Below are 26,616 nucleotides of genomic sequence, written 5' to 3'. Positions count from 1 at the left end.
AGGTGCCCGAGGCTACATCGTCGCAAGGGTTATTCTTCCTTGCCCTTGTTGCGCACGGCGCGATGCAGTTCACGGTTGGAATCGCGCTCGCGTTCGGTATCGCGCTTGTCGTATTCCTTCTTGCCCTTGCCCAGTGCGATTTCGCACTTGACCAGGTGCTTGCTCCAATACCAGGACAAGCAGACGCAGGCGTAACCTTTTTGCTGCACGGCCGCGGCGAGCTTTTCCAGTTCGCGGGCGTTAAGCAATAGCTTGCGCGTGCGCACCGGGTCGGCAATCACGTGAGTGCTCGCGGTGGTCAGCGGGGTGATATGACTGCCGAGCAGCCATGCCTCGCCATCCTTGAGCAGCACATAACTGTCGACCAGCTGCAGTTTGCTGGCACGCAGACTCTTTACTTCCCAGCCGGCCAGGACCAGACCAGCCTCGAACCGATGTTCGATGAAGTAATCGTGTCGCGCCTTTTTATTTTGCGCGATGGTCCCTGTGGGGTGTTTCTTTTGTTTAGCCATAGGGGCGGCATTATAGGGAGTTGCGAGCGTGTCGGCTACGGTCAACCTGCGTGCTTGAGCGTGTTGGACGAATCCCGGACAATACGGGCAGTTCTTAGGTTTTTTTCTCTCGCGGATCGGGCTGTACTTTCGCGATGTTTGCCGCTCAGCAGTGGAAGTAACGCTCACATGACGACGCATATTCAACGTTCGGCCCTGTTGCCCTATCCAGCGCAGGCGCTCTATGACCTGGTCAACGACGTGGCGCGTTACCCGGAATTCCTGCCTTGGTGCTCGACTGCCGAGGTCTTGGAGAGCAGTGACGAGCACATGGTTGCCAGTGTCGGGGTCGCCAAGGGCGGTCTTAGCCAGCATTTTGTGACGCGCAATGTGCTGGTGCCTGGCAAATCCATCGAAATGAATCTGCAGGAGGGGCCTTTCACTCAGTTGCATGGGGTGTGGGTATTCAAGGCGCTGACGGATAAGGCCTGCAAGATCAGCCTGGATCTGTCATTTGATTATGCCGGGCCTATTGTGCGTGCCACGCTGGGGCCTTTGTTCAATCAGGCCGCTAATACGCTGGTGGATGCGTTCTGCCAGCGGGCCAAGCAATTGCATGGTTGAGATTGAAGTGGTGTATGCCGCGGTGGATCGCCAGGTTTTGTTGGCGGTGACAATGCCCGTGGGCACCAGCCTGAGGGCGGCGGTCCTGGCGTCGGGAATCGCACGGCAATTTCCGGATCTGGTGTTGGCCGACTGCCCGTTGGGAATCTTCGGTAAGGTGGTGGCGGATGCTGATGTGCGTGCTGTGCAGCCAGGTGATCGAATTGAAATCTACCGGCCGCTGCTTGCGGACCCCAAGGAAGTGCGCAGGCTGCGTGCGGCTAAAGCTGCGATGAGCAGACAGCAAAATTCCTAAGCCGGCCAAATGGCAGGCAACAAAAAGCCCGGCATGCCGGGCTTTTTATCGAGCAACGAAAAATTACTGCGGGTCGGTGTCCAGAGGTTGTGGCGTCGGAACGGGCACGGTTTCCACGCCGTCGACGTCTTTCTGGATCTGGTCCAGCAGCGAGCCAGGCTTGGCCGGCACCTCGGATTTCGGTTTTTCAGCTTCCTGCACAGGTGCGGTCACGTTGGTGCCGCTGTCCTTGCCCAGCAGCGCTTCATCGCGGCTCACGCCAGGCATGAAGTCACCGGACAGGCTGACAAGCTGGTCATTGCCATTGAAGACGACACTGACGCGCTCCTGTTGGCGTTCACCGCCACCTGGCTGGAGGCTATAGAGATAATCCCAGCGATCGGCATGGAAAGTGTCGGTCAGCAGGGGGTTGCCCATGATAAACCGTACTTGCCGTCGGGTCATTCCCGGGCGTAACTGGTCTATCATGTCCTGCGTGACGACATTGCCCTGCTGGATGTCGATTTTGTAAACCCCGGGGAATGAACAACCGGCGAGTGCGAGCAGTCCCACAAAGGTGAAACTGGTTAGCAAGAGCTTGGTGTTTTGCATCGGTGGGCGACTTCCACTATCTTGGCTGGGACAACGTAAACGCCGATCATACCCGTATTAAGAGAAGCTGCGAAGCAGCATCCGCGAGAAAGCTAACCATGGTTGAAAATAGCGAACTACGCAAAGCCGGTCTCAAAGTGACTCTGCCACGAGTCAAGATTCTACAAATGCTCGATTCTGCTGAGCAGCGTCACATGAGTGCCGAGGATGTCTACAAGGCGCTGATGGAGTCTAACGAGGACGTCGGCTTGGCCACGGTTTACCGTGTGCTGACCCAGTTTGAAGCCGCAGGGCTGGTGGTTCGTCATAATTTCGACGGCGGTCATGCGGTGTTTGAATTGGCCGACGGTGGTCACCACGACCACATGGTTGACCTGGATACCAATGAGGTTATCGAGTTCACCAGTCCTGAAATCGAGGCGCTGCAGCATAAGATTGCTGAGGAGCATGGATTCGATTTGGTCGATCATAATCTGGTCTTGTACATCCGTAAGAAAAAGTAAAAATCGACGCAGATTTGCTCTGTGAAACGATTGAAGGCGACCCCAGGGTCGCCTTCGTGCTTTCTATAAGAAGGGAAATATCAGTTCAGGCCTTCGCCGCCACGACCATTTTTTTCGCGTGAGCCAAGGACTCCTTGGTCAAGTCGATACCGCCGAGCATGCGCGCGACCTCTTCTACCCGCTCCGATTTGTTCAGCTTGGAGACGGCCGTGTGCGTCGCGTCATTGCCACGCACCTTGTGCACAAATAAATGCTGATGACCCTGGGCGGCCACTTGCGGCAAGTGAGTTACCGTAAGCACCTGGCCGCGATCCCCCAGGCGGCGCAACAACTGGCCGACAATCTCTGCGGTCGGCCCGCCAATGCCAACGTCTACCTCGTCGAATACCAGCGTCGGCACTCGTGAGGTTTGGGCGGTAATCACTTGGATCGCCAGGCTGATTCGCGACAGCTCGCCGCCGGACGCGACTTTGGCAAGGGCCTTGAGTGGTTGCCCGGGGTTGGCGCTGACCAGCAGTTCTACTTGCTCCAGCCCATGGGGTTGCAGTTCGTGACTGGCGTTTGCGCGTAGTTCGATGGTGAAGCGCCCGCCCGGCATGCCCAGGCGCTGGATTTCTTGCTCAACGGCGCTGGCCAGGCTGGTGGCTGCTTGCTGGCGCAGGTCGCTGAGCTCCCGGGCCTTTTCCTGGTAGTGGCGGGCAAACGAGGCGAGCTCTTCGCCCAGTCGCTCGATGGATTCGTCGTTCGCGTTCAGTGTCTCGATTTCATCCAGCAGTTTCTGCTGCATGGCGGCGACTTCAGTGGGCTGGATTCGATGCTTGCGTGCCAGGGTATAGATAGTATCCAGGCGCTCTTCTATTTCCTGCAGGCGCGCTGGATCGGCATCGAAATGGTCCAGAAAACGATTCAGTTCGCCGACCGCTTCCTCAACCTGGATCTGTGCGCTGGTCAGCAGGGTGGTGGCTTCACTCAGCGAACCGGAAGCGTTGTTCACACTGGACAGGCGATTGAGGCTGGCGGTCAGTGCGTTGAGTACATTGCCGGAATCGCTCTCACTGCATTGCTCGACCACCTGGCGGCATATACCTAGCAGGGTCTCGGCATTGGTCAGGTTCTTGTGTTCCTGTTCAAGCTGCTCCAGCTCGGTCTCACCCAGGCCCAGGCTTTCGAGCTCTTCCAGCTGATAGCTGAGCAACTGGTGGCGGGCACGTTGTTCGTCGCCAGAGTTGGAGAGGCGTTCCAGCTCCTGGCGCGTCTGGCGCCAGCGTTGGGCCGCGAGTTGAACTTGACGGGCAAGATCGGTGGCGCCGGCGTATTCATCGAGCAGGCGGCGGTGGGTATCGGTTTTCAGCAGGGATTGGTGCTCATGCTGGCTGTGGATATCAATAAGCAGCTCCCCCAGCGCTTTCAAGTCACCTAGGGGACAAGGGGTGCCGTTGATATAGCCGCGGGAGCGCCCTTCGGCAGTGATCACCCGACGCAGAATGCAGGGCCCTTCATTATTGAGGTCGCGCTCGGCCAGCCATGCCTCGGCTTCAGGAATATCCGCAAGGTCGAAGGTGGCCAGGATATCGGCTTTGTCGGAGCCGGGGCGTACCACGCCACTGTCGGCACGGTCGCCGAGGGTCAGGCCCAGAGCGTCGAGCATGATCGACTTGCCGGCGCCGGTCTCGCCTGTGATTACGCTCATCCCGCGATCCAGTTCAAGGTCCAGGTGTTCAACAATGGCGTAGTTGTGTACAGACAGGTGCACCAGCATGACGGCCGCTCCCAGGCTTTAGGTCTGGTTATTTATACAGTGTTTTGTTCAGGCCTGACAATCCTGAGGCTTAGCTCGATTTGCTTGATCAATGCGTTTTTTTAGCGCGATGCGGAATGAAGGCGCAGGAAATGATCCAGAGCATGCGAAAGACTTTTGGTAACGCCTGCGCCCTTGAACCTGGAAATTGTGGCCCCATATACCGGAACAGAAGCGCGAGTTGAGTTCGCGCATGATTTTGAAAGGAGAGATCTATGGCTGACGAACAGACGCAGGATACGCAAACTCCAGACGCCAACGCGGCTGCCGGTGATGAGCTGGCGACACGCGTGCAAGTGCTCGAAGAGCAATTGTCCGCTGCGCAGGATCAATCTTTGCGTGTTGCCGCCGATCTGCAGAACGTCCGCCGCCGTGCCGAGCAGGACGTAGAGAAGGCTCACAAATTCGCGCTGGAAAAATTCGCCGGTGATCTGTTGCCGATCATCGACAGCCTGGAGCGTGGTCTTGAGTTGTCCAACCCGGACGACGAAAACATCCGCCCAATGCGCGAAGGCATCGAGCTGACCCTGAAAATGTTCCAGGACACCCTGAAGCGTTATCAGCTGGAAGCTATCGATCCGCAAGGCGGTGAGCCTTTCAACGCTGAGCACCACCAGGCCATGGCCATGCAGGAAAGTCACGACCTGGAGCCTAACAGCGTTATGAAGGTGTTCCAGAAGGGCTACCAACTCAATGGTCGCTTGATGCGCCCGGCAATGGTGGTGGTGAGCAAGGCTCCTGCCGCCGATGCACCTCCTGCACCTTCTATCGATGAGCAGGCTTGAAATCCGCCGCAAGGCCCCCATCTATAAGTCAAGCGTTTAAGTGCTACCGCGGTTAGCCACCACTGCTGCGGCAAAAAAATTCAAGTTTCGGGAGAGTAAATCATGGGCAAAATTATCGGTATTGACCTGGGGACCACCAACTCCTGCGTCTCCGTGCTGGAAAACGGCGTTGCAAAGGTTATCGAAAACGCCGAAGGCGCACGTACCACTCCGTCGATCATTGCTTACGCCAACGACGGTGAAATCCTTGTCGGTCAGTCGGCCAAGCGCCAGGCTGTAACCAACCCGCATAACACCCTGTACGCGGTAAAGCGTCTGATCGGTCGTAAGTTCGACGAAGAAGTCGTACAGAAAGACATCAAGATGGTGCCTTATAAAATCGCCAAGGCCGACAACGGTGACGCCTGGGTTGAAGTAAACGGCCAGAAAATGTCGCCGCCGCAAATCTCGGCTGAAATCTTGAAAAAGATGAAGAAGACTGCCGAAGACTACCTCGGTGAAGCTGTGACTGAAGCGGTGATCACCGTTCCGGCCTACTTCAACGACAGCCAGCGCCAGGCAACCAAGGACGCCGGCCGCATCGCGGGCCTCGACGTAAAACGCATCATCAACGAACCTACCGCAGCCGCACTGGCTTACGGCATGGACAAGGCCAAGGGCGATCACACCGTGATCGTTTATGACCTGGGTGGCGGTACCTTCGACGTTTCCGTGATCGAGATCGCTGAAGTTGACGGCGAGCACCAGTTCGAAGTGTTGGCCACAAACGGCGATACCTTCCTGGGTGGTGAAGACTTTGACATTCGTCTGATCGACTACCTCGTTGATGAATTCAAGAAAGAAAGCGGCATGAACCTCAAGGGTGACCCGCTGGCCATGCAGCGCCTGAAAGAAGCCGCTGAGAAAGCCAAGATCGAGCTGTCTTCCGCTCAGTCGACCGACGTCAACCTGCCGTACATCACTGCAGACGCTACCGGTCCTAAGCACTTGAACGTGAAGATCTCGCGCTCCAAGCTCGAAGCGCTGGTTGAAGACCTGGTTCAGCGCACTATCGAGCCTTGCCGTATCGCGCTGAAAGACTCCGGTATCGACGTTGGCTCGATCAACGACGTGATCCTGGTCGGCGGCCAGACCCGTATGCCTTTGGTGCAAAAGCTGGTAACCGAGTTCTTCGGCAAAGAAGCACGTAAAGACGTCAACCCTGACGAAGCCGTTGCCATGGGTGCTGCGATCCAGGGTGCGGTACTGGCCGGTGACGTGAAAGACGTACTGCTGCTGGACGTAAGCCCGCTGACCCTGGGTATCGAAACCATGGGTGGCGTGATGACTGCGCTGATCGAGAAAAACACCACGATTCCTACCAAGAAATCCCAAGTGTTCTCGACTGCTGATGACAATCAGGGCGCCGTGACCATTCACGTGCTGCAAGGTGAGCGTAAGCAAGCCGCCCAGAACAAGTCCCTGGGCAAGTTCGACCTGGCTGAGATTCCGCCAGCACCACGTGGCGTGCCACAGATCGAAGTGACCTTCGACATCGACGCCAACGGCATCCTGCACGTTGGTGCGAAGGACAAGGCTACCGGCAAAGAGCAGAAGATCACTATCAAGGCCAACTCCGGCCTGTCTGATGAAGAAATTCAACAGATGATCCGTGATGCCGAAACCAACGCTGAAGCGGACAAGAAGTTCGAAGAGCTGGCCGGTGCTCGCAACCAGGGTGATGCGCTGGTTCACTCGACTCGCAAGATGATCGCTGATGCTGGCGACAAAGTGACTGCCGAAGAGAAAACTGCAATCGAAGCAGCAGTGGTTGCCCTGGAAGCCGCCATCAAGGGCGACGACAAGGCTGCCATCGAGGCGAAGGTTGAGGAACTGTCGAAAGTCTCCGCGCCGGTCGCTCAGAAAATGTACGCCGAACAAGCTCAGCCGGCTGACGGTGCTGCGCAACAAGCAGAGCCTGAAGCCAAGCACGATGATGTTGTCGATGCCGAGTTCGAAGAAGTTAAAGACAACAAGTAAGTTGGTTGTCCGGTTGACCGCTGACAAGCGGTGACTGGTAGGATGTCGCCGCGCGGGAGCTAGCTCCCGCGTTGGCGTGTCTGGGGTATGCGAATTTTTACAGCATGCGACAACGCTCGGATGCTGGCGGTGTGACCGGGAATGCTCCTGCTTTCCGAATGACAATCACCGCGTTTTTGGCCGGGTCCCTGGCTGAAAGCAGTAATGACCAGGATCGTTGAATTGACGTGAGTTGGGTCCGGGCCTGTATTGGGGCTCAACGAGTTTGGCAGGGTTCAGGAGGGCCAGGCCGGACGTCCTTAAGAGTGCAAAGACTTATGGCAAAGCGTGACTATTACGAAGTATTGGGTGTGGAGCGCGGGGCCAGCGAGGCGGACCTGAAAAAGGCCTACCGCCGCCTGGCGATGAAGCACCACCCGGACCGTAATCCGGATAACAAAGAATCCGAAGAGATGTTCAAGGAGGCCAACGAGGCCTACGAATGCCTGTGTGATCCCAATAAGCGTGCGGCTTACGACCAGTATGGGCATGCCGGCGTCGACCCGAGCATGGGCGGCGGCGGTGCCGGTTTTGGTGGCCAGAACTTCTCCGATATTTTTGGCGACGTGTTCAGCGACTTCTTTGGTGGTGGTCGCGGTGGTCAGCGTGGCGGTGCCCAGCGGGGCAGTGACCTGCGCTACACCCTGGAACTGAACCTGGAAGAGGCCGTGCGCGGTACCAGCGTCAATATCCGTGTACCGACGCTGGTCAATTGCAAGCCGTGCGACGGTTCGGGTGCGAAGAAAGGTTCCTCGCCGATTACTTGCCCGACCTGTGGTGGTATCGGTCAGGTGCGCATGCAGCAGGGCTTCTTCTCGGTGCAGCAAACCTGCCCGCGTTGCCATGGTCAGGGCAAGATCATTTCTGATCCGTGCGACTCCTGCCACGGCGAAGGCCGCGTCGAAGAGTACAAGACCCTCTCGGTGAAAGTGCCGGCAGGTGTGGATACCGGTGATCGTATTCGCCTGTCGGGCGAAGGCGAGGCGGGTACCCAAGGCGGTCCGACGGGCGATCTGTACGTGGTGATCAATGTGCGCGAGCATTCGATCTTCCAGCGCGATGGCAAGCATTTGTTCTGCGAAGTGCCGATCAGCTTTGTCGATGCGGCCTTGGGTGGCGAGCTGGAAATTCCGACCCTTGATGGTAGGGTTAAGCTCAAGATTCCTGAAGGTACTCAAACCGGCAAGCAGTTCCGCATTCGTGGTAAAGGCGTTGCGCCGGTACGCGGTGGTGCTGCTGGCGACCTGATGTGCCGCGTAGCGGTGGAAACCCCCGTTAACCTGGGGCGTCGTCAGCGCGAATTGCTCGAAGAGTTCCGTAGTTCGCTGGAAGGTGACGATTCCCACTCGCCGAAAACCACTGGCTTTTTCGATGGCGTAAAGCGCTTCTTCGGCGACCTGTAAGGAAGTGATATGCGACGTATAGCCGTAATGGGCGCTGCCGGGCGCATGGGCAAGACGCTGGTCGAAGCGGTGCAGCAGCGTTCGCCGGCCTCTGGGCTGACCGCGGCGATTGTTCGCCCGGGCAGCACGTTGATCGGTGCGGATGCCGGTGAGTTAGCCTCTCTGGGGCGCATCGGTGTTTCATTGTCGGGCAGCCTTGAGCAGGTGGCTGACGAGTTCGACGTATTGATCGACTTCACCTTGCCGGATGTGATGCTGAAAAACCTGGCGTTTTGCCGCAAGGCGGGCAAGGCGATGGTGATTGGCACGACGGGCTTGAGTGCTGAGCAGAAGCAGTTGCTGGTGGAGGCGGGCAAGGACATCCCTATCGTCTTTGCCGCCAACTTCAGTGTGGGTGTGAACCTGTCGCTGAAATTGCTGGATCTGGCGGCGCGTGTGCTGGGTGATGAGGCGGATATCGAAATCATCGAGACCCATCACCGTCACAAGATCGACGCGCCTTCCGGTACCGCACTGCGCATGGGTGAAGCTATAGCCGATGCGTTGGGTCGCGATCTGTCGAGAGTGGCTGTGTACGGGCGCGAAGGTCATACAGGTGAGCGTGCGCGCGACACCATTGGCTTTGCGACTGTGCGCGGTGGTGATGTAGTGGGCGATCACACAGTGCTGTTCGCCACCGAAGGTGAACGCCTGGAGATCACGCATAAAGCCTCCAGTCGCATGACGTTTGCCAAGGGGGCGGTGCGTGCTGCGCTCTGGTTGGAGGGGCGCGAGCCTGGCTTGTACGACATGCGCGATGTGCTGGATCTGCACTAATCAGTAGCTAAAACGGGGCTCCAGGATTATCCTGAGGCCCCGTTTTTAACCGCTAAGCGACGTCCTGTCGCATTCTCCTGCCTTTAAGGCTCATTAGCGGTGGACCAAAAAAGCCTTTTTCTGTAAGCTACAGCTTTAGTGTGTCCACTAAAAGCGCGCAGAATAATTCAGTGAAGAAGCGGGGTGACGTGTCCATACGTCACTCCGCTTTTTTACAACCTGCGATCGCCCTTTCAGGCTTTATTTACGGGAGGTCTTCTTGACTAAGCCAGCCATACTCGCCCTTGCTGATGGCAGCATTTTTCGCGGCGAAGCCATTGGAGCCGACGGTCAAACCGTTGGAGAGGTAGTGTTTAACACTGCCATGACCGGCTATCAGGAAATCCTTACCGATCCTTCCTACGCCCAACAGATCGTTACCCTGACCTATCCGCACATCGGCAACACCGGGACTACACCGGAAGACGTCGAGTCTGATCGTGTCTGGTCAGCAGGTCTGGTAATTCGTGACCTGCCACTGGTTGCGAGCAACTGGCGTAACACGATGTCGCTGTCCGATTACCTGAAAGCCAACAACGTTGTGGCGATCGCCGGTATCGACACGCGCCGCCTGACGCGCATCCTGCGTGAGAAAGGCTCGCAGAACGGCTGCATCATGGTCGGTGACAATATTTCCGAAGAGGCGGCGATTGCCGCAGCACAAGGTTTCCCTGGCCTGAAGGGCATGGACCTGGCGAAAGTCGTCAGCGTCAAAGAAAAGTACGAGTGGCGCTCCACTGTCTGGGATTTGAAGACTGACAGCCATGCGACCATCGATGCTGCCGAGTTGCCTTACCACGTGGTCGCCTACGACTATGGCGTCAAGTACAACATCCTGCGCATGCTGGTCGAGCGCGGCTGCCGCGTGACCGTTGTGCCGGCACAGACCCCGGCCAGCGAAGTGCTCGCCCTGCAACCGGACGGTGTGTTTCTGTCCAATGGCCCGGGTGACCCCGAGCCATGCGACTACGCCATCCAGGCCATCAAGGACGTGCTGGAAACCGAGATCCCGGTATTCGGCATCTGCCTGGGCCACCAGTTGCTGGCCCTGGCCTCCGGCGCCAAGACCCTGAAAATGGGGCACGGCCACCATGGTGCAAACCACCCGGTACAAGACCTGGATACCGGCATTGTGATGATCACCAGCCAGAACCACGGTTTTGCGGTAGATGAAGCCACCTTGCCGAGCAACGTGCGCGCCATTCACAAGTCGCTGTTCGACGGTTCCCTGCAGGGCATCGAGCGCACCGACAAGAGCGCGTTCAGCTTCCAGGGCCACCCTGAAGCCAGCCCGGGCCCGAACGACGTAGCGCCGCTGTTCGACCGTTTCATCAATGAGATGGCCAAGCGACGCTGACTGACTGGCCTGTGGGCGGCCCCGAGCTTCGGTGGCCCCCGCAGGCTCTTCAAAGATTGTTCAAGACGGCTTGCCGACTGACCTGCGGATTTGAGTGACAAACCCATGCCAAAACGTACAGACATAAAAAGCATCCTGATTCTCGGCGCTGGCCCGATCGTGATCGGCCAGGCCTGCGAATTCGACTACTCCGGCGCCCAGGCTTGTAAAGCCCTGCGCGAGGAGGGTTACCGCGTCATCCTGGTGAACTCCAACCCGGCCACCATCATGACCGACCCGGCCATGGCCGATGCCACCTACATCGAGCCGATCAAGTGGCAGACCGTGGCCAAGATCATCGAGAAAGAGCGTCCGGACGCGCTGCTGCCGACCATGGGTGGCCAGACCGCGCTGAACTGCGCGCTGGACCTGGAGCGCGAAGGTGTCCTGGAGAAGTTCGGCGTAGAGATGATCGGCGCCAATGCCGACACCATCGACAAGGCTGAAGACCGTTCGCGCTTCGACAAGGCCATGAAGTCCATAGGCCTTGACTGCCCGCGCTCCGGTATTGCCCACAGCATGGAAGAGGCCAACGCGGTTCTCGAAAAGCTGGGCTTCCCATGCATCATCCGCCCGTCCTTCACCATGGGCGGCACTGGTGGTGGCATTGCTTACAACCGTGAAGAATTCGAAGAAATCTGTGCCCGTGGCCTGGACCTGTCGCCGACCAAAGAGCTGCTGATCGACGAATCCCTGATCGGCTGGAAAGAGTATGAGATGGAGGTTGTCCGCGATAAGAAGGACAACTGCATCATCGTCTGCTCCATCGAAAACTTCGACCCGATGGGCGTGCACACCGGTGACTCGATCACTGTTGCTCCGGCGCAGACCCTGACGGACAAGGAATACCAGATCATGCGCAACGCCTCGTTGGCGGTATTGCGTGAGATCGGCGTTGAAACCGGTGGTTCCAACGTTCAGTTCGGTATCTGCCCGGACACAGGCCGCATGGTCGTGATCGAGATGAACCCACGGGTATCGCGTTCTTCGGCGCTGGCCTCGAAAGCGACCGGCTTCCCGATTGCGCGTATCGCCGCCAAGCTGGCTATCGGCTACACCTTGGACGAGTTGCAAAACGAAATCACCGGCGGCGCTATGCCGGCGTCTTTCGAGCCGTCTATCGACTACGTCGTGACCAAGCTGCCGCGCTTTGCCTTCGAGAAATTCGCCAAGGCTGATGCGCGCCTGACCACCCAGATGAAGTCTGTCGGTGAAGTGATGGCAATCGGCCGTACTTTCCAGGAATCCCTGCAGAAAGCCCTGCGCGGCCTGGAAGTTGGTGTTTGCGGCCTGGACGAGAAGCTCGACATGAGCAGCCCGGAAAGCATGAGCATCCTCAAGCGCGAGCTGACGGTGCCGGGCGCAGAGCGTATCTGGTACGTGGCTGACGCCTTCCGTGCCGGCCTGAGCGTCGAAGATATCTTCGGCATGAACATGATCGACCCGTGGTTCCTGGTGCAGATCGAAGATCTGATCAAGGAAGAAGAGAAGGTCAAGACGCTGGGTCTGTCGTCTATCGACCGCGACTTGATGTTCCGCCTCAAGCGCAAAGGTTTCTCCGATCAGCGTCTGGCCAAGCTGCTGGGTGTGACCGAGAAGAACCTGCGTACTCATCGCCACAAGCTGGATATCTTCCCGGTCTACAAGCGCGTTGACACCTGCGCCGCAGAATTCGCCACCGACACGGCCTACATGTACTCCACCTATGAGGAAGAGTGCGAAGCCGCGCCGACAGGCCGCGACAAGATCATCATCCTGGGTGGCGGTCCGAACCGTATCGGCCAGGGCATCGAGTTCGACTATTGCTGTGTACACGCCGCCCTTGCGCTGCGCGAAGACGGGTACGAGACCATCATGGTCAACTGCAACCCGGAAACTGTTTCCACTGACTACGACACTTCCGACCGTCTGTATTTCGAACCGGTAACCCTGGAAGACGTCCTGGAAATCTGTCGCGTCGAAAAGCCCAAAGGCGTGATCGTCCAGTACGGCGGCCAAACTCCGCTGAAACTGGCGCGTGCCCTGGAAGCGGCTGGCGTGCCGATCATCGGTACCAGCCCTGATGCCATCGACCGCGCCGAAGACCGTGAGCGCTTCCAGCAGATGGTTGAGCGCCTGAACCTGCGTCAGCCGCCAAATGCCACCGTGCGCAGCGAAGACGAAGCCATTCGTGCGGCCAGCAAGATCGGCTACCCGCTGGTGGTGCGTCCATCCTACGTGCTGGGCGGTCGCGCGATGGAAATCGTCTATGAAGAAGACGAGCTCAAGCGTTACCTGCGTGATGCGGTGAAAGTGTCCAACGACAGCCCGGTGCTGCTGGACCACTTCCTCAACTGCGCTATCGAAATGGACGTGGATGCGGTTTGCGACGGTACCGACGTGGTGATCGGCGCAATCATGCAGCATATCGAACAGGCGGGCGTTCACTCCGGTGACTCCGCATGCTCGCTGCCGCCGTACTCGCTGCCGGCGCATATCCAGGACGAGATGCGCGAGCAGGTCAAGAAAATGGCTCTGGAGCTGGGTGTGGTCGGCCTGATGAACGTACAGTTGGCGCTGCAAGGCGAAGACATCTACGTCATCGAAGTCAACCCGCGGGCTTCGCGTACCGTGCCGTTTGTTTCCAAGTGCATCGGTGTGTCCCTGGCCATGATCGCGGCCCGTGTGATGGCCGGTAAGACCTTGAAGGAAATCGGTTTCACCAAGGAAATCATTCCAAACTTCTACAGCGTGAAAGAGGCGGTATTCCCATTCGCCAAATTCCCTGGTGTGGACCCGATCCTGGGCCCGGAGATGAAGTCCACCGGTGAAGTGATGGGCGTGGGCGATACCTTCGGTGAAGCGTTCGCCAAGGCTCAGATGGGGGCCAGTGAAGTGCTTCCGACCGGCGGTACTGCGTTTATCAGCGTGCGTGATGACGACAAGCCACTGGTTGCAGGGGTTGCCCGTGATCTGATCAACTTGGGCTTTGAAGTCGTGGCTACCGCCGGGACCGCCAAGCTGATCGAAGCTGCCGGCCTGAAAGTACGTCGCGTGAACAAGGTGACGGAAGGCCGTCCGCACGTGGTCGACATGATCAAGAATGACGAAGTAACCCTGATCATCAACACCACCGAAGGTCGCCAGTCGATCGCGGATTCCTACTCCATTCGTCGTAATGCCTTGCAGCACAAGATCTACTGCACCACCACCATTGCTGCTGGCGAAGCCATCTGCGAAGCGCTCAAGTTCGGTCCGGAAAAGACCGTGCGTCGCTTGCAGGATTTACATGCGGGATTGAAGGCATGAGCATAACCAAATACCCAATGACCGTTCAGGGTGCCAAGGCCCTGGAAGAGGAGCATGCCCATCTGACCAAGGTCGTACGTCCAAAGCTGAGCCAGGACATCGGTACGGCCCGCGAGCTGGGTGACTTGAAGGAAAACGCCGAATACCACGCTGCCCGTGAGCAGCAGGGTATGGTCGAGGCGCGGATTCGTGATATCGAGGGCCGCATGCAGAATGCGGTGATTATCGATGTCACGACCATCCCGCATACTGGCAAGGTGATCTTTGGCACCACGGTGGAAATCGCCAACGTCGAGACCGATGAGAGCGTGACCTACCAGATCGTGGGAGAAGATGAGGCTGACTTCAAAAAAGGCAAGATCTCCGTCGGTTCGCCGATTGCTCGTGCCTTGATTGCCAAGGAAGAGGGCGACGTGGTTGCTGTGAAGACGCCGAGTGGCGTGATCGAGTACGAGATTGTCGAAGTTCGTCACATCTGAAAAAAAGCGCCCGCTTCGTGCGGGCGCCATGCTTTGGCAGCTCTCCCAGATGCTTTGGGTTGGCGGCCTGTGGCTGTTACATATCGGCGTGCTACCGGCGCTGGGCCTGATTGGCCTGGCACCGCTGCTGATCGACGAGGTCGACGGATTATTGAGTGCGCTGCTGGTAGGTTTTGCGGCGGCGTGCGTAATGCTTCAGGCGTTAGTGCTGATCAAGGCTGAAGGCTTGGGGAGTCTGTGGCGAGATATTCGTGGGCAACTGCTGTTGATGGCGCTGTATGCATGCGCGATGTTTTGCGTGGTGCATGTGTGGCTGCCGGAAGCGTTGCGCTGGCGGCTGTTCAGCTATCTTGTGCTAGGGTTCTCCGGCCTGGTGCTGGTGATGCAGCCGGTCCCGGGATGGAGTGGCAGGGCGCGCGAAGCACGCCCGTGACCCTTTTTGTTACTTGAAGCGGTGTACGTTCGACAGTTGCTTGTTGACGCTGAAGTTCTTGCGATACAGCAGCGCCATCTTGCCGATGACCTGGACCAGGTCCGCCTTGCCCGCCTTGCACAGTTCTGCAACGGCAGCCAGGCGCGCTTCGCGATCAAGGATATTGACCTTGATCTTGATCAGTTCGTGATCGTTCAGTGCGCGTTCAAATTCGGCTAACACACCTTCAGTCAACCCGTTGTCTGCCACAATCAGAACTGGTTTCAGATGGTGGCCAATGGATTTGTACTGTTTCTTCTGCTCTTGAGTGAGCGGCATAATCTGACCCCTGCGTCTGATCTTGTAAAAAGCGGCGGCCAGTTTACCCGAGCGAGTCCGGGACCGCCCAGTTAATCACGACCCGTTTTATTTTTCGAGGTGGCCCGTGGCCCGTTCCAAAACTAGCCTTAAGTGGCTGCAAGAACATTTCAACGATCCTTACGTCAAAAAGGCGCAGAAGGATGGGTATCGCTCCCGGGCCAGCTACAAGCTGCTGGAGATCCAGGACAAGGACAAGTTGATTCGTCCAGGCATGAGCGTTATCGACCTTGGTGCGGCCCCCGGTGGCTGGTCCCAAGTGACCAGTCGTCTGATTGGTGGGCAAGGTCGACTGATCGCTTCCGACATCCTTGAGATGGACAGCATCCCGGATGTCACCTTCGTGCACGGTGATTTTACCCAGGACGCGGTGCTGGCCGAGATTCTGGAGGCTGTAGGAAATTCGCAGGTAGACCTTGTGATTTCCGACATGGCCCCCAATATGAGTGGATTACCGGCTGTTGATATGCCGCGAGCCATGTTCCTGTGTGAATTGGCATTGGATCTGGCGGGGCGCGTATTGCGTCCAGGTGGTGATTTCCTGGTGAAAGTGTTCCAGGGTGAAGGTTTCGACGAGTACCACAAGAACATCCGCAAGTTGTTCGACAAGGTTCAGACGCGTAAGCCGGACTCCTCCCGGGACAGGTCCAGGGAGCAATACCTGTTGTGCCGCGGCTTCCGCGGCGTCGAAGGCGCGGCGAGCGAAGAGCGTTTTTGAGAATTTCGAGGAGGGCGATAGGTTTTTTTATATCGCTTTCGTCATGAGGCTTTACGAATATTGTGTGGTCAAAGTTTCACAAAGGGTTACAGACGGCGCCTGCCAGAGATGTAGGTAATGTAGTAAGTTAGGCCGGTGAATATCATGCGAAGCGCGCGCCAGTAGCGGAGCTTGCTTCAGAGGGTAGTTAATTGAACGATATGGCAAAGAATCTGATCCTGTGGTTGATCATTGCGGCTGTCCTGGTGACGGTGATGAACAACTTCTCCAGCCCTAACGAGCCGCAGACCCTCAACTATTCCGACTTCATCCAGCAAGTTAAGGATGGCAAGGTCGAGCGCGTAGCGGTTGATGGCTACGTGATTACCGGTAAGCGCATTGATGGCGACAGCTTCAAGACCATTCGTCCGGCAATTCAGGACAATGGGCTGATCGGCGACCTGGTGGATAACAAGGTCGTCGTGGAAGGCAAGCAGCCGGAGCAGCAGAGTATCTGGACCCAGCTCCTGGTAGCCAGCTTCCCGATCCTGGTGATTATTGCTGTGTTCATGTTCTTCATGCGCCAGATGCAAGGCGGCGCGGGAGGCAAGGGCGGGCCGATGAGCTTCGGCAAGAGCAAGGCGCGCCTTCTCTCCGAAGATCAGGTGAAGACCACCCTGGCTGACGTTGCCGGTTGCGACGAGGCCAAGGAAGAAGTCGGCGAGCTGGTTGAGTTCCTGCGCGATCCGGGCAAGTTCCAGCGCCTGGGTGGTCGTATTCCTCGCGGTGTGTTGATGGTGGGTCCTCCGGGTACCGGTAAAACCTTGCTGGCCAAGGCGATTGCCGGTGAAGCCAAGGTGCCTTTCTTTACCATTTCCGGTTCTGACTTCGTCGAGATGTTCGTCGGCGTGGGTGCAAGCCGTGTTCGCGATATGTTCGAGCAGGCCAAGAAGCACGCGCCGTGCATCATCTTTATCGACGAAATCGATGCCGTTGGTCGCCATCGTGGCGCCGGCATGGGTGGTGGTCACGATGAGCGTGAGCAGACCCTCAACCAGTTGCTGGTCGAGATGGATGGTTTCGAGATGAATGACGGCATTATCGTCATCGCCGCAACCAACCGTCCGGACGTGCTGGACCCTGCACTGCTGCGTCCGGGCCGTTTCGACCGTCAGGTCGTGGTTGGCCTGCCGGATATCCGTGGCCGTGAGCAGATCCTGAAAGTACACATGCGCAAAGTGCCAATGGGTGACGACGTGGCACCGGCTGTGATTGCCCGTGGTACGCCAGGTTTCTCCGGTGCTGACCTGGCTAACCTGGTCAACGAGGCTTCCTTGTTCGCTGCCCGTACCGGTAAGCGCATTGTTGAAATGAAAGAGTTCGAGCTGGCCAAAGACAAAATCATGATGGGCGCCGAGCGCAAATCCATGGTCATGTCCGAGAAAGAGAAGCAGAACACCGCTTATCACGAGGCGGGTCACGCTATTGTCGGTCGCGTTGTGCCTGAGCATGACCCGGTCTACAAAGTGTCGATCATTCCGCGCGGTCGGGCCCTGGGTGTGACCATGTTCCTGCCGGAGGAGGATCGCTATAGCCTCTCCAAGCGAGCACTGATCAGCCAGATCTGTTCGCTGTACGGCGGCCGGATTGCGGAAGAAATGACCCTTGGTTTCGACGGCGTGACCACCGGCGCGTCCAATGACATCATGCGTGCCAGCCAGATTGCCCGGAACATGGTGACCAAGTGGGGCTTGTCGGAGAAACTGGGTCCCTTGATGTATGCCGAGGAAGAGGGTGAAGTGTTCCTGGGCCGTGGTGGTGGCGGTCAGAGCGCCAGCTTCTCGGGTGAGACAGCCAAGCTGATCGACTCCGAGGTTCGCAGCATCATCGACCAGTGCTACGGTACGGCCAAGCAGATCCTGACTGATAACCGCGACAAACTTGACGCCATGGCTGATGCGCTGATGAAGTATGAGACCATCGATGCCGACCAGATCGACGACATCATGGCTGGCCGTACGCCGCGTGAGCCTCGTGACTGGGAAGGTGGTTCGGGTACCTCGGGCACCCCGCCCGTAGTTCAGAATGAACTCCCTGAAGCCCCAATCGGTGGCCCGGCGGCTGACCATTAAGGTTTGAAATGACTTCTGCGTTGTCCTCTACCCGGTTGCCTTGCGGCAACCGGGTTCTTGATTTGGCCCATACACATGTCATGGGCATTCTCAATGTAACCCCTGATTCCTTTTCCGATGGCGGCCGTTTCAGCCAGGTAGATGCTGCGTTGCGCCACGCCGAGGCGATGGTGGCCGCTGGCGCGACTTTGATTGATGTCGGTGGTGAATCGACACGGCCTGGCGCTCGTGTTGTTTCGCCATTGGAAGAGTTGGAGCGAGTGGCGCCGGTTGTCGAGCGCATCGCCCGCGAGCTGGATGTGATTATCTCGGTGGACACTTCCACTCCGGCGGTGATGCGCGAAACTGCTCGTCTGGGGGCGGGACTTATCAACGACGTACGTTCGTTGCGACGTGATGGTGCCCTTGATGCCGCCGCAGCGACCGGCCTGCCTGTGTGTCTGATGCATATGCTGGGTGAGCCCGGCAATATGCAGGATAATCCGCACTACAACGACCTGGTCGGCGAAGTAAGTGAGTTTCTTGCTGACAGGATGGCCCGGTGCGTGGCTGTGGGAATTGCACCTGAGAAGATCATCCTTGATCCGGGATTTGGCTTCGCCAAGACCTTGGAGCACAATTTGAGCCTGTTCAAACACATGGATGCCCTGCATGCCCTTGGTCGCCCGCTGTTGGTCGGCGTCTCGCGCAAGAGCATGATCGGGCTCGCCTTGAATCGCCCGGTGGGTGAGCGTTTGTATGGCGGCCTGGCGCTTGCGGCGCTTGCCGTGACCAAGGGCGCACGTATTTTGCGTGTGCATGATGTCGCCGAAACGGTCGATGTGGTGCGCATGCTCGCTGCTGTAGAATCAGCCGAATAAGAATGATGGAGCACTTATGACTAAAAAATATTTTGGCACCGACGGTATTCGTGGTCGGGTCGGCGAATTTCCGATTACTCCTGATTTCATGCTCAAGCTGGGCTGGGCGGCAGGCATGGCGTTCCGCAGCATGGGCGCTTGTCGCATCCTGGTAGGCAAAGATACCCGTATCTCGGGTTACATGTTTGAGTCAGCGCTGGAGGCCGGCTTGTCGGCCGCCGGAGCCGATGTGATGCTGCTGGGGCCTATGCCCACACCGGCGATCGCATATCTGACGCGCACGTTCCACGCTGAGGCTGGGATTGTAATCAGTGCCTCTCATAACCCTCATGATGACAATGGCATCAAGTTCTTTTCCGGGCAGGGCACCAAGCTGCCTGACGAGATCGAACTGATGATCGAAGAGTTGCTGGATGCGCCGATGACGGTGGTTGAATCCAGTAAGCTAGGCAAGGTGTCGCGTATTAATGACGCATCCGGGCGTTATATCGAATTCTGCAAAAGTAGCGTTCCAAGCAGTACCAATTTTGCCGGGTTGAAGATCGTCGTCGATTGCGCCCATGGTGCGACCTACAAGGTAGCGCCGAGCGTCTTCAAGGAGTTGGGCGCGCAGGTCACGGTGCTTTCCGCACAGCCTAATGGCTTGAACATCAACGATAACTGTGGCTCCACCCACATGGAGCAGCTGCAGGCGGCGGTCCTGGCCGAGCACGCAGATCTGGGCATCGCTTTCGACGGCGATGGCGACCGGGTCCTGATGGTGGATCACACCGGCATGATCGTGGATGGTGATGACCTGCTGTTCATCATTGCTCGTGACCTGCATGAGCGTAACAAGCTGCACGGTGGTGTAGTTGGTACCTTGATGAGTAATCTCGGGCTCGAACTGGCGCTGGCAGAACTGGGTATCCCCTTTATTCGTGCCAATGTTGGTGATCGTTATGTGATCGCCGAGTTGCTGGAACGTAATTGGCTGGTCGGTGGGGAGAATTCGGGGCATGTTGTTTGCTTCCAGCACACCACCACTGGCGACGCGATCATCGCCGCGTTGCAGGTTTTGCTGGCCTTGCGTCGTCGTGAAGAGAGCCTGGCCCAGGCACGCCAAGCCCTGCGCAAATGCCCGCAAGTGCTTCTAAACGTGCGTTTTGCCGGTGGCGAAAACCCAATCGAGCACCCGGCAGTCAAAGAGGCTTGCGAGCGTGTGACCCAGGCAATGGCTGGGCGTGGGCGTGTGTTATTGCGCAAGTCCGGCACAGAGCCTCTGGTGCGCGTCATGGTCGAAGGCGAGGACGAAACCCAGGTTCGCGGCCATGCCGAAGACCTGGCAAAACTGGTAACTGAAGTTTGCGCCTGAATTCGGCTTGCCAGTGATGATGTGGTTGGGTAACATCTGCGCCCACTTTGACCGACGAGGTACAGCATGCGTCGCACTATGGTAGCTGGTAACTGGAAGATGCACGGTACCCGCGCCAGTGTCGCTGAGCTGATCAACGGCCTTCGTCACTTGGCCTTGCCTAGCGGTGTTGATGTCGCGGTGTTCCCGCCTTGCTTGCATATCAACCAAGTGGTTGACGGCTTGAAAGGTAAGTCGATTCAGGTCGGCGCGCAGAACTCTGCGGTGGAGCCCATGCAAGGTGCGTTGACTGGCGAGATTTCGCCAAGTCAGTTGGTGGATGCGGGTTGTTCCTATGTGCTGGTCGGGCACTCCGAGCGTCGTCAGATGATGGGCGAGCGTGATGGGACACTCAACCGCAAGTTCGCAGCGGCACAGGCTTGTGGCTTGATTCCAGTGTTGTGCATAGGGGAGACCCTGGAGCAGCGCGAGTCGGGCAAGACTCTTGAAGTTGTCTCGCGTCAGCTGGGCAGCATCATTGAGGAGCTGGGTGTTGGTGCGTTTGCAAAGGCAGTCATTGCTTACGAGCCGGTCTGGGCCATTGGTACCGGGCTGACTGCTACACCGCAACAGGCGCAGGATGTGCATGCAGCCATTCGCGCGCAGTTGGCGGCAGAGAATTCTGAGGTCGCACAAGGTGTGCGGCTTCTATACGGCGGCAGCGTGAAGGCGGCCAATGCGGTCGAACTGTTCGGCATGCCGGATATCGATGGGGGGCTCATTGGTGGAGCCTCCCTGAATGCAGATGAGTTCGGTGCGATCTGTCGCGCCGCGGGAAACTGAAAAAATGCTGGAAACAGTCGTAGTCGTTTTTCATCTGTTGGCTGCCCTGAGCGTAGTTGCTCTGGTTTTGTTGCAACAGGGTAAAGGTGCGGATGCTGGTGCGTCTTTCGGTGCAGGTGCTTCAAATACTGTGTTCGGAAGCCAAGGTTCCTCTACCTTTCTTAGTAAGTTTACTGCTATACTTGCCGCCGGTTTCTTCATAACCAGCTTGGGGTTAGGTTACTTTGCTAAAGAGAAGGCTCATGTGCTGACTCAAGTAGGTCTCCCAAACCCAGCAGTGTTGGAAGTACCAAAAGCAAAACCGGCTTCTGATGATGTCCCGGTGCTTCAAGAGCAAAAGTCGGCTACTCCAGCGACTGACGTGCCTCCAGCTCAAGAGCAGAAGTAAGAAGGTTGTAAACGCTGTATTGCCGAGGTGGTGGAATTGGTAGACACGCAACCTTGAGGTGGTTGTGCCCATAGGGTGTAGGGGTTCGAGTCCCCTTCTCGGTACCAATTATCAGGAGAGCCCGCTGTTGCGGGCTTTCTTGTAGGTGGAAGGTTACATTGACCCTGTAAGGGATCGGTCGTATACTTCCGCCCCAGCTTTGTCGCGGGGTGGAGCAGTCTGGTAGCTCGTCGGGCTCATAACCCGAAGGTCGTCGGTTCAAATCCGGCCCCCGCAACCAGTTTTAGCGGAGCCCCTTTTAAGGGGCTTTTTGTTAGCTGGACACTTTCAACGCCGCTGTTCGACGGCGTTTCAAGGATGGGCGTTTCGCCCATTTTTTTATTTTGCACAGCATGCACATACATGCACGAGGGGGTTCAGGTGTCGAGCAAGCTAGAAGAGTTGCAGGCCTTGCTGGCCCCGGTGGTCGTGGCCCTAGGCTATGAATGCTGGGGTATTGAGTTTTCGGCTCAAGGTCGCCACTCAATGTTGCGCGTTTATATCGATAAAGAGGGCGGCGTGCTGGTCGACGATTGTGCCATTGTCAGCCGTCAGATCAGCGGTGTGCTGGATGTTGAAGATCCAATCGCCGTTGAATACACCCTCGAAGTTTCCTCGCCAGGCATGGAACGCCCACTGTTCACTATCGAGCAGTTTGCTAAATATGTCGGTGAACAAGTGAAGATCAAGCTGCGCTCCCCGTTCGAAGGGCGACGCAACTTTCAGGGCCTTCTGCGCGGTGTAGAAGAACAGGATGTCGTGGTGCAGGTAGAAGACCATGAGTTCCTGTTGCCGATCGATATGATCGACAAGGCCAACATTATTCCCAGTTTTGACTGAGACGCGGATCCCGCGGATCCAATGGCTTGCGAAAGGCGAGGCGTACGATGAGCAAAGAAGTACTGCTGGTTGTTGAGTCGGTATCCAATGAAAAGGGCGTACCGGCAAACGTGATTTTTGAAGCGCTGGAGCTGGCCCTGGCCACTGCTACCAAAAAGCGTTTTGAAGATGAAGTTGATCTGCGTGTGGAAATCAACCGCCACACCGGTGCCTATGAGACCTTCCGTCGCTGGACGGTCGTCGAAGAAGCCGATCTTGATGATCCGGCCATCGAAACCTGGCCGAGCAAGGTTGCGCAGACGCACCCTGGTGCCCAGGTCGGTGATGTCGTCGAAGAAAAGATCGAATCGATCGAATTCGGCCGTATTGCTGCACAGACTGCCAAGCAGGTCATCGTGCAGAAGGTTCGCGAAGCCGAGCGCGCTCAAGTCGTTGACGCCTATCGTGAGCGCCTGGGGGAAATCATCTCCGGCACCGTGAAAAAAGTCACCCGCGACAACGTGATCGTCGACCTGGGTAACAATGCGGAAGCGTTGCTGGCCCGTGAAGACATCATCTCTCGCGAAACCTTCCGTGTTGGCGTGCGTCTGCGTGCGCTGCTCAAGGAAATCCGCACCGAGAACCGCGGCCCTCAGTTGATCCTGTCGCGTACCGCGCCGGAAATGCTGATCGAGCTGTTCCGTATCGAAGTGCCGGAAATCGCCGAAGGTCTGATCGAAGTCATGGCTGCATCCCGGGACCCGGGTTCGCGTGCCAAGATCGCGGTCCGCTCCAAGGACAAGCGCATTGATCCGCAAGGCGCCTGCATCGGTATGCGCGGTTCGCGCGTCCAGGCAGTGTCGGGCGAATTGGGCGGTGAGCGTGTAGACATCGTCCTGTGGGACGATAACCCTGCGCAATTTGTGATCAATGCGATGTCGCCGGCTGAAGTGGCGGCAATTATCGTTGACGAGGATGCCCATGCGATGGACATCGCCGTTGGCGCAGACAATCTGGCTCAGGCCATTGGTCGTGGTGGTCAGAACGTGCGTCTGGCCAGCCAACTGACCGGTTGGACCCTGAACGTGATGACCGAATCGGACATCCAGGCTAAGCAGCAAGCTGAAACCGGTGACATCCTGCGCAACTTCATCGAAGAGCTGGAAGTCGATGAAGACCTGGCGCAGGTGCTGGTAGATGAAGGCTTCACCAGCCTGGAAGAGATTGCCTACGTACCGTTGGAAGAAATGCTCAACATCGACGGCTTTGACGAAGACACCGTCAACGAGCTTCGCGCTCGGGCCAAGGATCGTTTGTTGACTAAAGCCATCGCTACTGAGGAAAAGCTGGCAGACGCCCATCCGGCCGAAGACCTGCTCTCGCTTGAGGGTATGGACAAGGATTTGGCGATGGAACTGGCGGTGCGCGGCGTAATTACCCGCGAAGACCTGGCCGAGCAGTCTATTGACGATCTGCTCGACATCGACGGCATTGACGATGATCGTGCCGGCAAGTTGATCATGGCCGCCCGAGCCCATTGGTTCGAGTAATTAGGCGCGGCCTGAGGAGAGAAGTGCATGACGCAAGTCACGGTGAAACAACTGGCCGATGAGGTCAAAACACCGGTAGAGCGCCTGTTGCAGCAGATGCGTGAGGCAGGTCTGCCGCACACCGCCGCCGATGAAGGTGTGAGCGATAGTGAGAAGCAGTCTTTGCTGACTCACTTGAAGAGCAGCCACAAGGCGAAAGTGGAAGAACCGCGCAAGATTACATTGCAGCGCAAAACCACCAGCACCCTGCGTGTTGCGGGTAGCAAGAGCATCAGCGTTGAAGTGCGCAAGAAGAAAGTCTTCGTACAGCGCAGCCCGGAAGAAATCGAAGCCGAGCGCAAACGCGAACTGGAAGAACGTCGCGCAGTAGAAAATGCTGCTCGTCAGAAGGCTGAAGAAGAAGCCAAGCGTCGCGCCGAAGAAGAAGCGCGTCGCCAGCCTGCTGCTGCGCAACCAGCTGCCACTGAAGCGGTCGCCGCCCCTGTTGAAGCTGTGCGTGAGGCCGCCCCGGTTGCCGCTGCACCTGCTCCTGCAGCAGATGCCCGCAAGCGCGACGAACCTCGTCGTCCAGACAAACCCCGTGCCGACGATAACAGTCGTCGCGGTGGTGGTGGCGATGGCGAGCGCAAAAACGCTCCGCATCGTGCTTCGGTCAAAGAGAAGGCGCCTGCTCCACGCGTTGCCCCACGTACTACCGACGAAGAAAGCGATGGCTTCCGTCGTGGTGGACGCGGCAAGGCCAAGCTGAAAAAACGCAACGCCCACGGTTTCCAGAGCCCAACCGGCCCTGTCGTGCGTGAAGTGAAGATCGGCGAGACCATCACTGTGGGCGATCTGGCCCAGCAGATGTCGGTCAAGGCTGCTGAAATCATCAAGTTCATGTTCAAGCTGGGCACTCCGGCCACCATCAACCAGGTACTGGACCAGGAAACTGCCCAGCTTGTGGCTGAGGAATTGGGCCACAAAGTGACCCTGGTCAGCGACACCGCCCTGGAAGATTCCCTGGCCGAGTCCCTGAAGTTTGAAGGTGAGGCAGTCTCCCGTGCACCAGTCGTGACCGTAATGGGCCACGTTGACCACGGTAAGACTTCCCTGCTCGACTACATCCGTCGTGCCAAGGTAGCCGCTGGCGAAGCCGGTGGTATCACCCAGCACATCGGTGCGTACCACGTTGAAACCGAACGCGGTATGGTCACCTTCCTCGACACCCCGGGTCACGCCGCGTTTACCGCAATGCGTGCCCGTGGTGCCAAGGCGACCGACATCGTGATCCTGGTCGTTGCAGCGGACGACGGCGTAATGCCGCAGACCATTGAAGCGGTCCAGCACGCGAAGGCTGCCGGTGTTCCTCTGGTCGTTGCCGTGAACAAAATCGACAAGCCGGGCGCTGATCTTGATCGCATCCGTAGCGAGCTGTCGGTTCACGGCGTGACTTCCGAGGAGTGGGGTGGCGAGACTCCATTCGTATCAGTCTCGGCGAAGATGGGTACCGGCGTTGACGAACTGCTCGAAGCGGTTCTGTTGCAAGCCGAAGTCCTGGAATTGACTGCTACTCCATCGGCTCCTGGCCGTGGTGTCGTGGTTGAATCCCGTCTCGACAAGGGCCGTGGCCCGGTTGCAACCGTGCTGGTTCAAGACGGTACTCTGCGCCAAGGCGATATGGTGCTGGTCGGTTCGAACTACGGCCGTGTACGTGCCATGCTCGACGAGAACGGCAAGCCAATCAAGGAAGCAGGTCCAGCTATCCCGGTCGAGATCCTCGGCCTGGACGGTACCCCGGACGCTGGCGACGAGATGAGTGTAGTTGCCGACGAGAAGAAAGCCCGTGAAGTGGCTCTGTTCCGTCAAGGCAAGTTCCGCGAAGTCAAGCTGGCCCGTGCTCACGCCGGCAAGCTGGAAAATATCTTCGAGAACATGGGCCAGGAAGAGAAGAAGACGCTTAACATCGTCCTCAAGTCTGACGTTCGTGGTTCCCTCGAAGCGTTGAACGGCGCCTTGAATGGCCTGGGTAACGACGAAGTGCAAGTGCGCGTTGTCGGTGGCGGTGTCGGTGGTATCACCGAATCCGACGCCAACCTGGCACTGGCTTCCAACGCTGTACTGTTCGGCTTCAACGTGCGTGCCGATGCTGGCGCTCGCAAGATCGTCGAGCAGGAAGGCCTGGACATGCGTTACTACAACGTCATCTACGACATCATCGAAGACGTCAAGAAAGCCCTTACCGGCATGCTTGGCAGCGACGTCCGGGAGAATATCCTGGGTATCGCCGAGGTGCGTGACGTGTTCCGCTCGCCGAAGTTCGGCGCGATTGCCGGCTGCATGGTTGTCGAAGGCACCGTATACCGTAACCGTCCAATCCGTGTACTGCGTGAAGACATCGTTATCTTCGAAGGCGAGCTGGAATCCCTGCGCCGCTTCAAGGATGACGCTGCCGAAGTGCGTGCCGGCATGGAATGCGGTATCGGCGTCAAGAGCTACAACGACGTCAAGGTTGGCGACAAGATCGAAGTCTTCGAGAAGGTTCAGGTTGCTCGCAGCCTCTAACTCGCGCACTTCAGGAGCCACGCCGCGTGTGGGCATGCAAATGCCCCGCGCAGCG

24 protein-coding genes and 2 tRNA genes are annotated in these 26,616 nt (G+C 57.7%); 22 read left to right on the top strand and 4 right to left on the bottom strand.

Translation table 11 applies throughout. The features are described from left to right. Positions 1–29: 29 nt before the first annotated feature. The gene (gene smpB / locus BLU48_RS23720) at positions 30–512 is read right to left on the bottom strand and encodes an SsrA-binding protein SmpB (RefSeq protein ID WP_014719962.1); all 483 of its coding nucleotides are present in this window, start codon (positions 510–512) and stop codon (positions 30–32) included. A 168-nt stretch (positions 513–680) separates the two neighbouring features. On the opposite strand from smpB, the gene BLU48_RS23715 reads away from it, so the two are divergent. Continuing rightward, entirely contained in the window at positions 681–1,115 is a 435-nt protein-coding gene (locus BLU48_RS23715) for a type II toxin-antitoxin system RatA family toxin (protein ID WP_005791512.1), read from the top strand. Further along, positions 1,108–1,410: an RnfH family protein gene (locus tag BLU48_RS23710; protein ID WP_057025027.1), complete on the top strand. Its 303-nt coding sequence runs from the start codon at positions 1,108–1,110 to the stop codon at positions 1,408–1,410. Before BLU48_RS23715 ends, BLU48_RS23710 begins: the two co-directional genes overlap by 8 nt. Positions 1,411–1,473: 63 nt before the next feature. Here BLU48_RS23710 and BLU48_RS23705 read toward each other — a convergent pair whose 3' ends face one another. Continuing rightward, on the bottom strand, positions 1,474–2,001 hold the full coding sequence (locus BLU48_RS23705) for an outer membrane protein assembly factor BamE (protein ID WP_043048396.1): 528 nt from the start codon (positions 1,999–2,001) through the stop codon (positions 1,474–1,476). 98 nt (positions 2,002–2,099) lie between these two features. Between BLU48_RS23705 and fur the strand changes: the two genes are divergently transcribed. After that, a complete protein-coding gene (gene fur, locus BLU48_RS23700) occupies positions 2,100–2,504 on the top strand; it encodes a ferric iron uptake transcriptional regulator (protein WP_003194220.1) in 405 nt (134 codons plus the stop codon). A gap of 85 nt (positions 2,505–2,589) precedes the next feature. On the opposite strand, the gene recN is transcribed toward fur, so the two are convergent. After that, a complete protein-coding gene (gene recN, locus BLU48_RS23695) occupies positions 2,590–4,263 on the bottom strand; it encodes a DNA repair protein RecN (protein ID WP_057025026.1) in 1,674 nt (557 codons plus the stop codon). A gap of 254 nt (positions 4,264–4,517) precedes the next feature. Between recN and grpE the strand changes: the two genes are divergently transcribed. The 8 genes from grpE to BLU48_RS23655 all read left to right on the top strand — a co-directional run bounded on the left by grpE (position 4,518) and on the right by BLU48_RS23655 (position 14,999). Then, complete coding sequence (gene grpE, locus BLU48_RS23690) at positions 4,518–5,087, top strand: nucleotide exchange factor GrpE (RefSeq protein WP_056845709.1); 570 nt, start codon at positions 4,518–4,520, stop codon at positions 5,085–5,087. Positions 5,088–5,189: 102 nt separating this feature from the next. Next, on the top strand, positions 5,190–7,106 hold the full coding sequence (gene dnaK, locus BLU48_RS23685; protein WP_046069556.1) for a molecular chaperone DnaK: 1,917 nt from the start codon (positions 5,190–5,192) through the stop codon (positions 7,104–7,106). A gap of 317 nt (positions 7,107–7,423) precedes the next feature. After that, positions 7,424–8,548, top strand: a complete 1,125-nt coding sequence (gene dnaJ, locus BLU48_RS23680) for a molecular chaperone DnaJ (RefSeq protein ID WP_056845708.1) — start codon at positions 7,424–7,426, stop codon at positions 8,546–8,548. 9 nt (positions 8,549–8,557) lie between these two features. Then, positions 8,558–9,364 (top strand): 4-hydroxy-tetrahydrodipicolinate reductase, encoded by an 807-nt coding sequence (gene dapB, locus BLU48_RS23675; RefSeq protein WP_057025025.1) that lies wholly within the window; start codon positions 8,558–8,560, stop codon positions 9,362–9,364. Positions 9,365–9,623: 259 nt separating this feature from the next. Further along, positions 9,624–10,760 carry a glutamine-hydrolyzing carbamoyl-phosphate synthase small subunit gene (gene carA, locus BLU48_RS23670; protein WP_057025024.1) on the top strand — a complete coding sequence of 379 codons (1,137 nt, stop codon included), beginning with the start codon at positions 9,624–9,626 and terminating at the stop codon, positions 10,758–10,760. Positions 10,761–10,865: 105 nt separating this feature from the next. After that, complete coding sequence (gene carB / locus BLU48_RS23665) at positions 10,866–14,087, top strand: carbamoyl-phosphate synthase large subunit (protein ID WP_057025023.1); 3,222 nt, start codon at positions 10,866–10,868, stop codon at positions 14,085–14,087. 2 nt (positions 14,088–14,089) lie between these two features. After that, positions 14,090–14,566: a transcription elongation factor GreA gene (greA, locus tag BLU48_RS23660; protein WP_043048492.1), complete on the top strand. Its 477-nt coding sequence runs from the start codon at positions 14,090–14,092 to the stop codon at positions 14,564–14,566. A 28-nt stretch (positions 14,567–14,594) separates the two neighbouring features. Next, the gene (locus tag BLU48_RS23655) at positions 14,595–14,999 is read left to right on the top strand and encodes a hypothetical protein (protein ID WP_043048387.1); all 405 of its coding nucleotides are present in this window, start codon (positions 14,595–14,597) and stop codon (positions 14,997–14,999) included. A 9-nt stretch (positions 15,000–15,008) separates the two neighbouring features. On the opposite strand, the gene yhbY is transcribed toward BLU48_RS23655, so the two are convergent. Next, positions 15,009–15,317 (bottom strand): ribosome assembly RNA-binding protein YhbY, encoded by a 309-nt coding sequence (gene yhbY, locus BLU48_RS23650; protein WP_043048386.1) that lies wholly within the window; start codon positions 15,315–15,317, stop codon positions 15,009–15,011. Positions 15,318–15,423: 106 nt separating this feature from the next. On the opposite strand from yhbY, the gene rlmE reads away from it, so the two are divergent. From rlmE to infB, 11 genes are all read left to right on the top strand, one after another. Then, entirely contained in the window at positions 15,424–16,074 is a 651-nt protein-coding gene (rlmE, locus tag BLU48_RS23645; RefSeq protein ID WP_034117848.1) for a 23S rRNA (uridine(2552)-2'-O)-methyltransferase RlmE, read from the top strand. A 200-nt stretch (positions 16,075–16,274) separates the two neighbouring features. After that, the gene (ftsH, locus tag BLU48_RS23640; protein ID WP_046069552.1) at positions 16,275–18,185 is read left to right on the top strand and encodes an ATP-dependent zinc metalloprotease FtsH; all 1,911 of its coding nucleotides are present in this window, start codon (positions 16,275–16,277) and stop codon (positions 18,183–18,185) included. 8 nt (positions 18,186–18,193) lie between these two features. Beyond that, positions 18,194–19,045 (top strand): dihydropteroate synthase, encoded by an 852-nt coding sequence (gene folP, locus BLU48_RS23635; RefSeq protein ID WP_057025022.1) that lies wholly within the window; start codon positions 18,194–18,196, stop codon positions 19,043–19,045. 16 nt (positions 19,046–19,061) lie between these two features. After that, positions 19,062–20,399, top strand: coding sequence for a phosphoglucosamine mutase (glmM, locus tag BLU48_RS23630; RefSeq protein WP_043051840.1), 1,338 nt, complete (start codon positions 19,062–19,064; stop codon positions 20,397–20,399). 66 nt (positions 20,400–20,465) lie between these two features. Further along, the gene (tpiA, locus tag BLU48_RS23625; protein ID WP_003194193.1) at positions 20,466–21,221 is read left to right on the top strand and encodes a triose-phosphate isomerase; all 756 of its coding nucleotides are present in this window, start codon (positions 20,466–20,468) and stop codon (positions 21,219–21,221) included. 4 nt (positions 21,222–21,225) lie between these two features. Next, positions 21,226–21,609 (top strand): preprotein translocase subunit SecG, encoded by a 384-nt coding sequence (secG, locus tag BLU48_RS23620; RefSeq protein WP_003194191.1) that lies wholly within the window; start codon positions 21,226–21,228, stop codon positions 21,607–21,609. Between the two features lie 21 nt (positions 21,610–21,630). Next, a tRNA-Leu gene (locus BLU48_RS23615) sits at positions 21,631–21,716 on the top strand. Positions 21,717–21,812: 96 nt separating this feature from the next. Beyond that, positions 21,813–21,889 (top strand) — tRNA-Met (locus BLU48_RS23610). Positions 21,890–22,029: 140 nt separating this feature from the next. Continuing rightward, positions 22,030–22,488 (top strand): ribosome maturation factor RimP, encoded by a 459-nt coding sequence (gene rimP / locus BLU48_RS23605; protein WP_032862957.1) that lies wholly within the window; start codon positions 22,030–22,032, stop codon positions 22,486–22,488. 47 nt (positions 22,489–22,535) lie between these two features. Continuing rightward, positions 22,536–24,017: a transcription termination factor NusA gene (nusA, locus tag BLU48_RS23600; protein WP_043051766.1), complete on the top strand. Its 1,482-nt coding sequence runs from the start codon at positions 22,536–22,538 to the stop codon at positions 24,015–24,017. A 27-nt stretch (positions 24,018–24,044) separates the two neighbouring features. Then, complete coding sequence (infB, locus tag BLU48_RS23595) at positions 24,045–26,561, top strand: translation initiation factor IF-2 (RefSeq protein ID WP_046069550.1); 2,517 nt, start codon at positions 24,045–24,047, stop codon at positions 26,559–26,561. Positions 26,562–26,616: the final 55 nt, after the last annotated feature.

The sequence above is a fragment of the Pseudomonas synxantha genome, assembly GCF_900105675.1.
GTDB classification, from domain to species: domain Bacteria; phylum Pseudomonadota; class Gammaproteobacteria; order Pseudomonadales; family Pseudomonadaceae; genus Aquipseudomonas; species Aquipseudomonas synxantha.
This window is presented reverse-complemented; position numbering and strand designations above follow the sequence as displayed.

Excerpts from the sequence above, each read along its gene's own strand:
- smpB (WP_014719962.1), bottom strand. The coding sequence starts at position 512 with ATGGCTAAACAAAAGAAACACCCCACAGGGACCATCGCGCAAAATAAA.
- BLU48_RS23715 (WP_005791512.1), top strand. The coding sequence starts at position 681 with ATGACGACGCATATTCAACGTTCGGCCCTGTTGCCCTATCCAGCGCAG.
- BLU48_RS23710 (WP_057025027.1), top strand. The coding sequence starts at position 1,108 with ATGGTTGAGATTGAAGTGGTGTATGCCGCGGTGGATCGCCAGGTTTTG.
- BLU48_RS23705 (WP_043048396.1), bottom strand. The coding sequence starts at position 2,001 with ATGCAAAACACCAAGCTCTTGCTAACCAGTTTCACCTTTGTGGGACTG.
- fur (WP_003194220.1), top strand. The coding sequence starts at position 2,100 with ATGGTTGAAAATAGCGAACTACGCAAAGCCGGTCTCAAAGTGACTCTG.
- recN (WP_057025026.1), bottom strand. The coding sequence starts at position 4,263 with ATGCTGGTGCACCTGTCTGTACACAACTACGCCATTGTTGAACACCTG.
- grpE (WP_056845709.1), top strand. The coding sequence starts at position 4,518 with ATGGCTGACGAACAGACGCAGGATACGCAAACTCCAGACGCCAACGCG.
- dnaK (WP_046069556.1), top strand. The coding sequence starts at position 5,190 with ATGGGCAAAATTATCGGTATTGACCTGGGGACCACCAACTCCTGCGTC.
- dnaJ (WP_056845708.1), top strand. The coding sequence starts at position 7,424 with ATGGCAAAGCGTGACTATTACGAAGTATTGGGTGTGGAGCGCGGGGCC.
- dapB (WP_057025025.1), top strand. The coding sequence starts at position 8,558 with ATGCGACGTATAGCCGTAATGGGCGCTGCCGGGCGCATGGGCAAGACG.
- carB (WP_057025023.1), top strand. The coding sequence starts at position 10,866 with ATGCCAAAACGTACAGACATAAAAAGCATCCTGATTCTCGGCGCTGGC.
- BLU48_RS23655 (WP_043048387.1), top strand. The coding sequence starts at position 14,595 with ATGCTTTGGCAGCTCTCCCAGATGCTTTGGGTTGGCGGCCTGTGGCTG.
- yhbY (WP_043048386.1), bottom strand. The coding sequence starts at position 15,317 with ATGCCGCTCACTCAAGAGCAGAAGAAACAGTACAAATCCATTGGCCAC.
- ftsH (WP_046069552.1), top strand. The coding sequence starts at position 16,275 with ATGGCAAAGAATCTGATCCTGTGGTTGATCATTGCGGCTGTCCTGGTG.
- folP (WP_057025022.1), top strand. The coding sequence starts at position 18,194 with ATGACTTCTGCGTTGTCCTCTACCCGGTTGCCTTGCGGCAACCGGGTT.
- glmM (WP_043051840.1), top strand. The coding sequence starts at position 19,062 with ATGACTAAAAAATATTTTGGCACCGACGGTATTCGTGGTCGGGTCGGC.
- tpiA (WP_003194193.1), top strand. The coding sequence starts at position 20,466 with ATGCGTCGCACTATGGTAGCTGGTAACTGGAAGATGCACGGTACCCGC.
- secG (WP_003194191.1), top strand. The coding sequence starts at position 21,226 with ATGCTGGAAACAGTCGTAGTCGTTTTTCATCTGTTGGCTGCCCTGAGC.
- nusA (WP_043051766.1), top strand. The coding sequence starts at position 22,536 with ATGAGCAAAGAAGTACTGCTGGTTGTTGAGTCGGTATCCAATGAAAAG.
- infB (WP_046069550.1), top strand. The coding sequence starts at position 24,045 with ATGACGCAAGTCACGGTGAAACAACTGGCCGATGAGGTCAAAACACCG.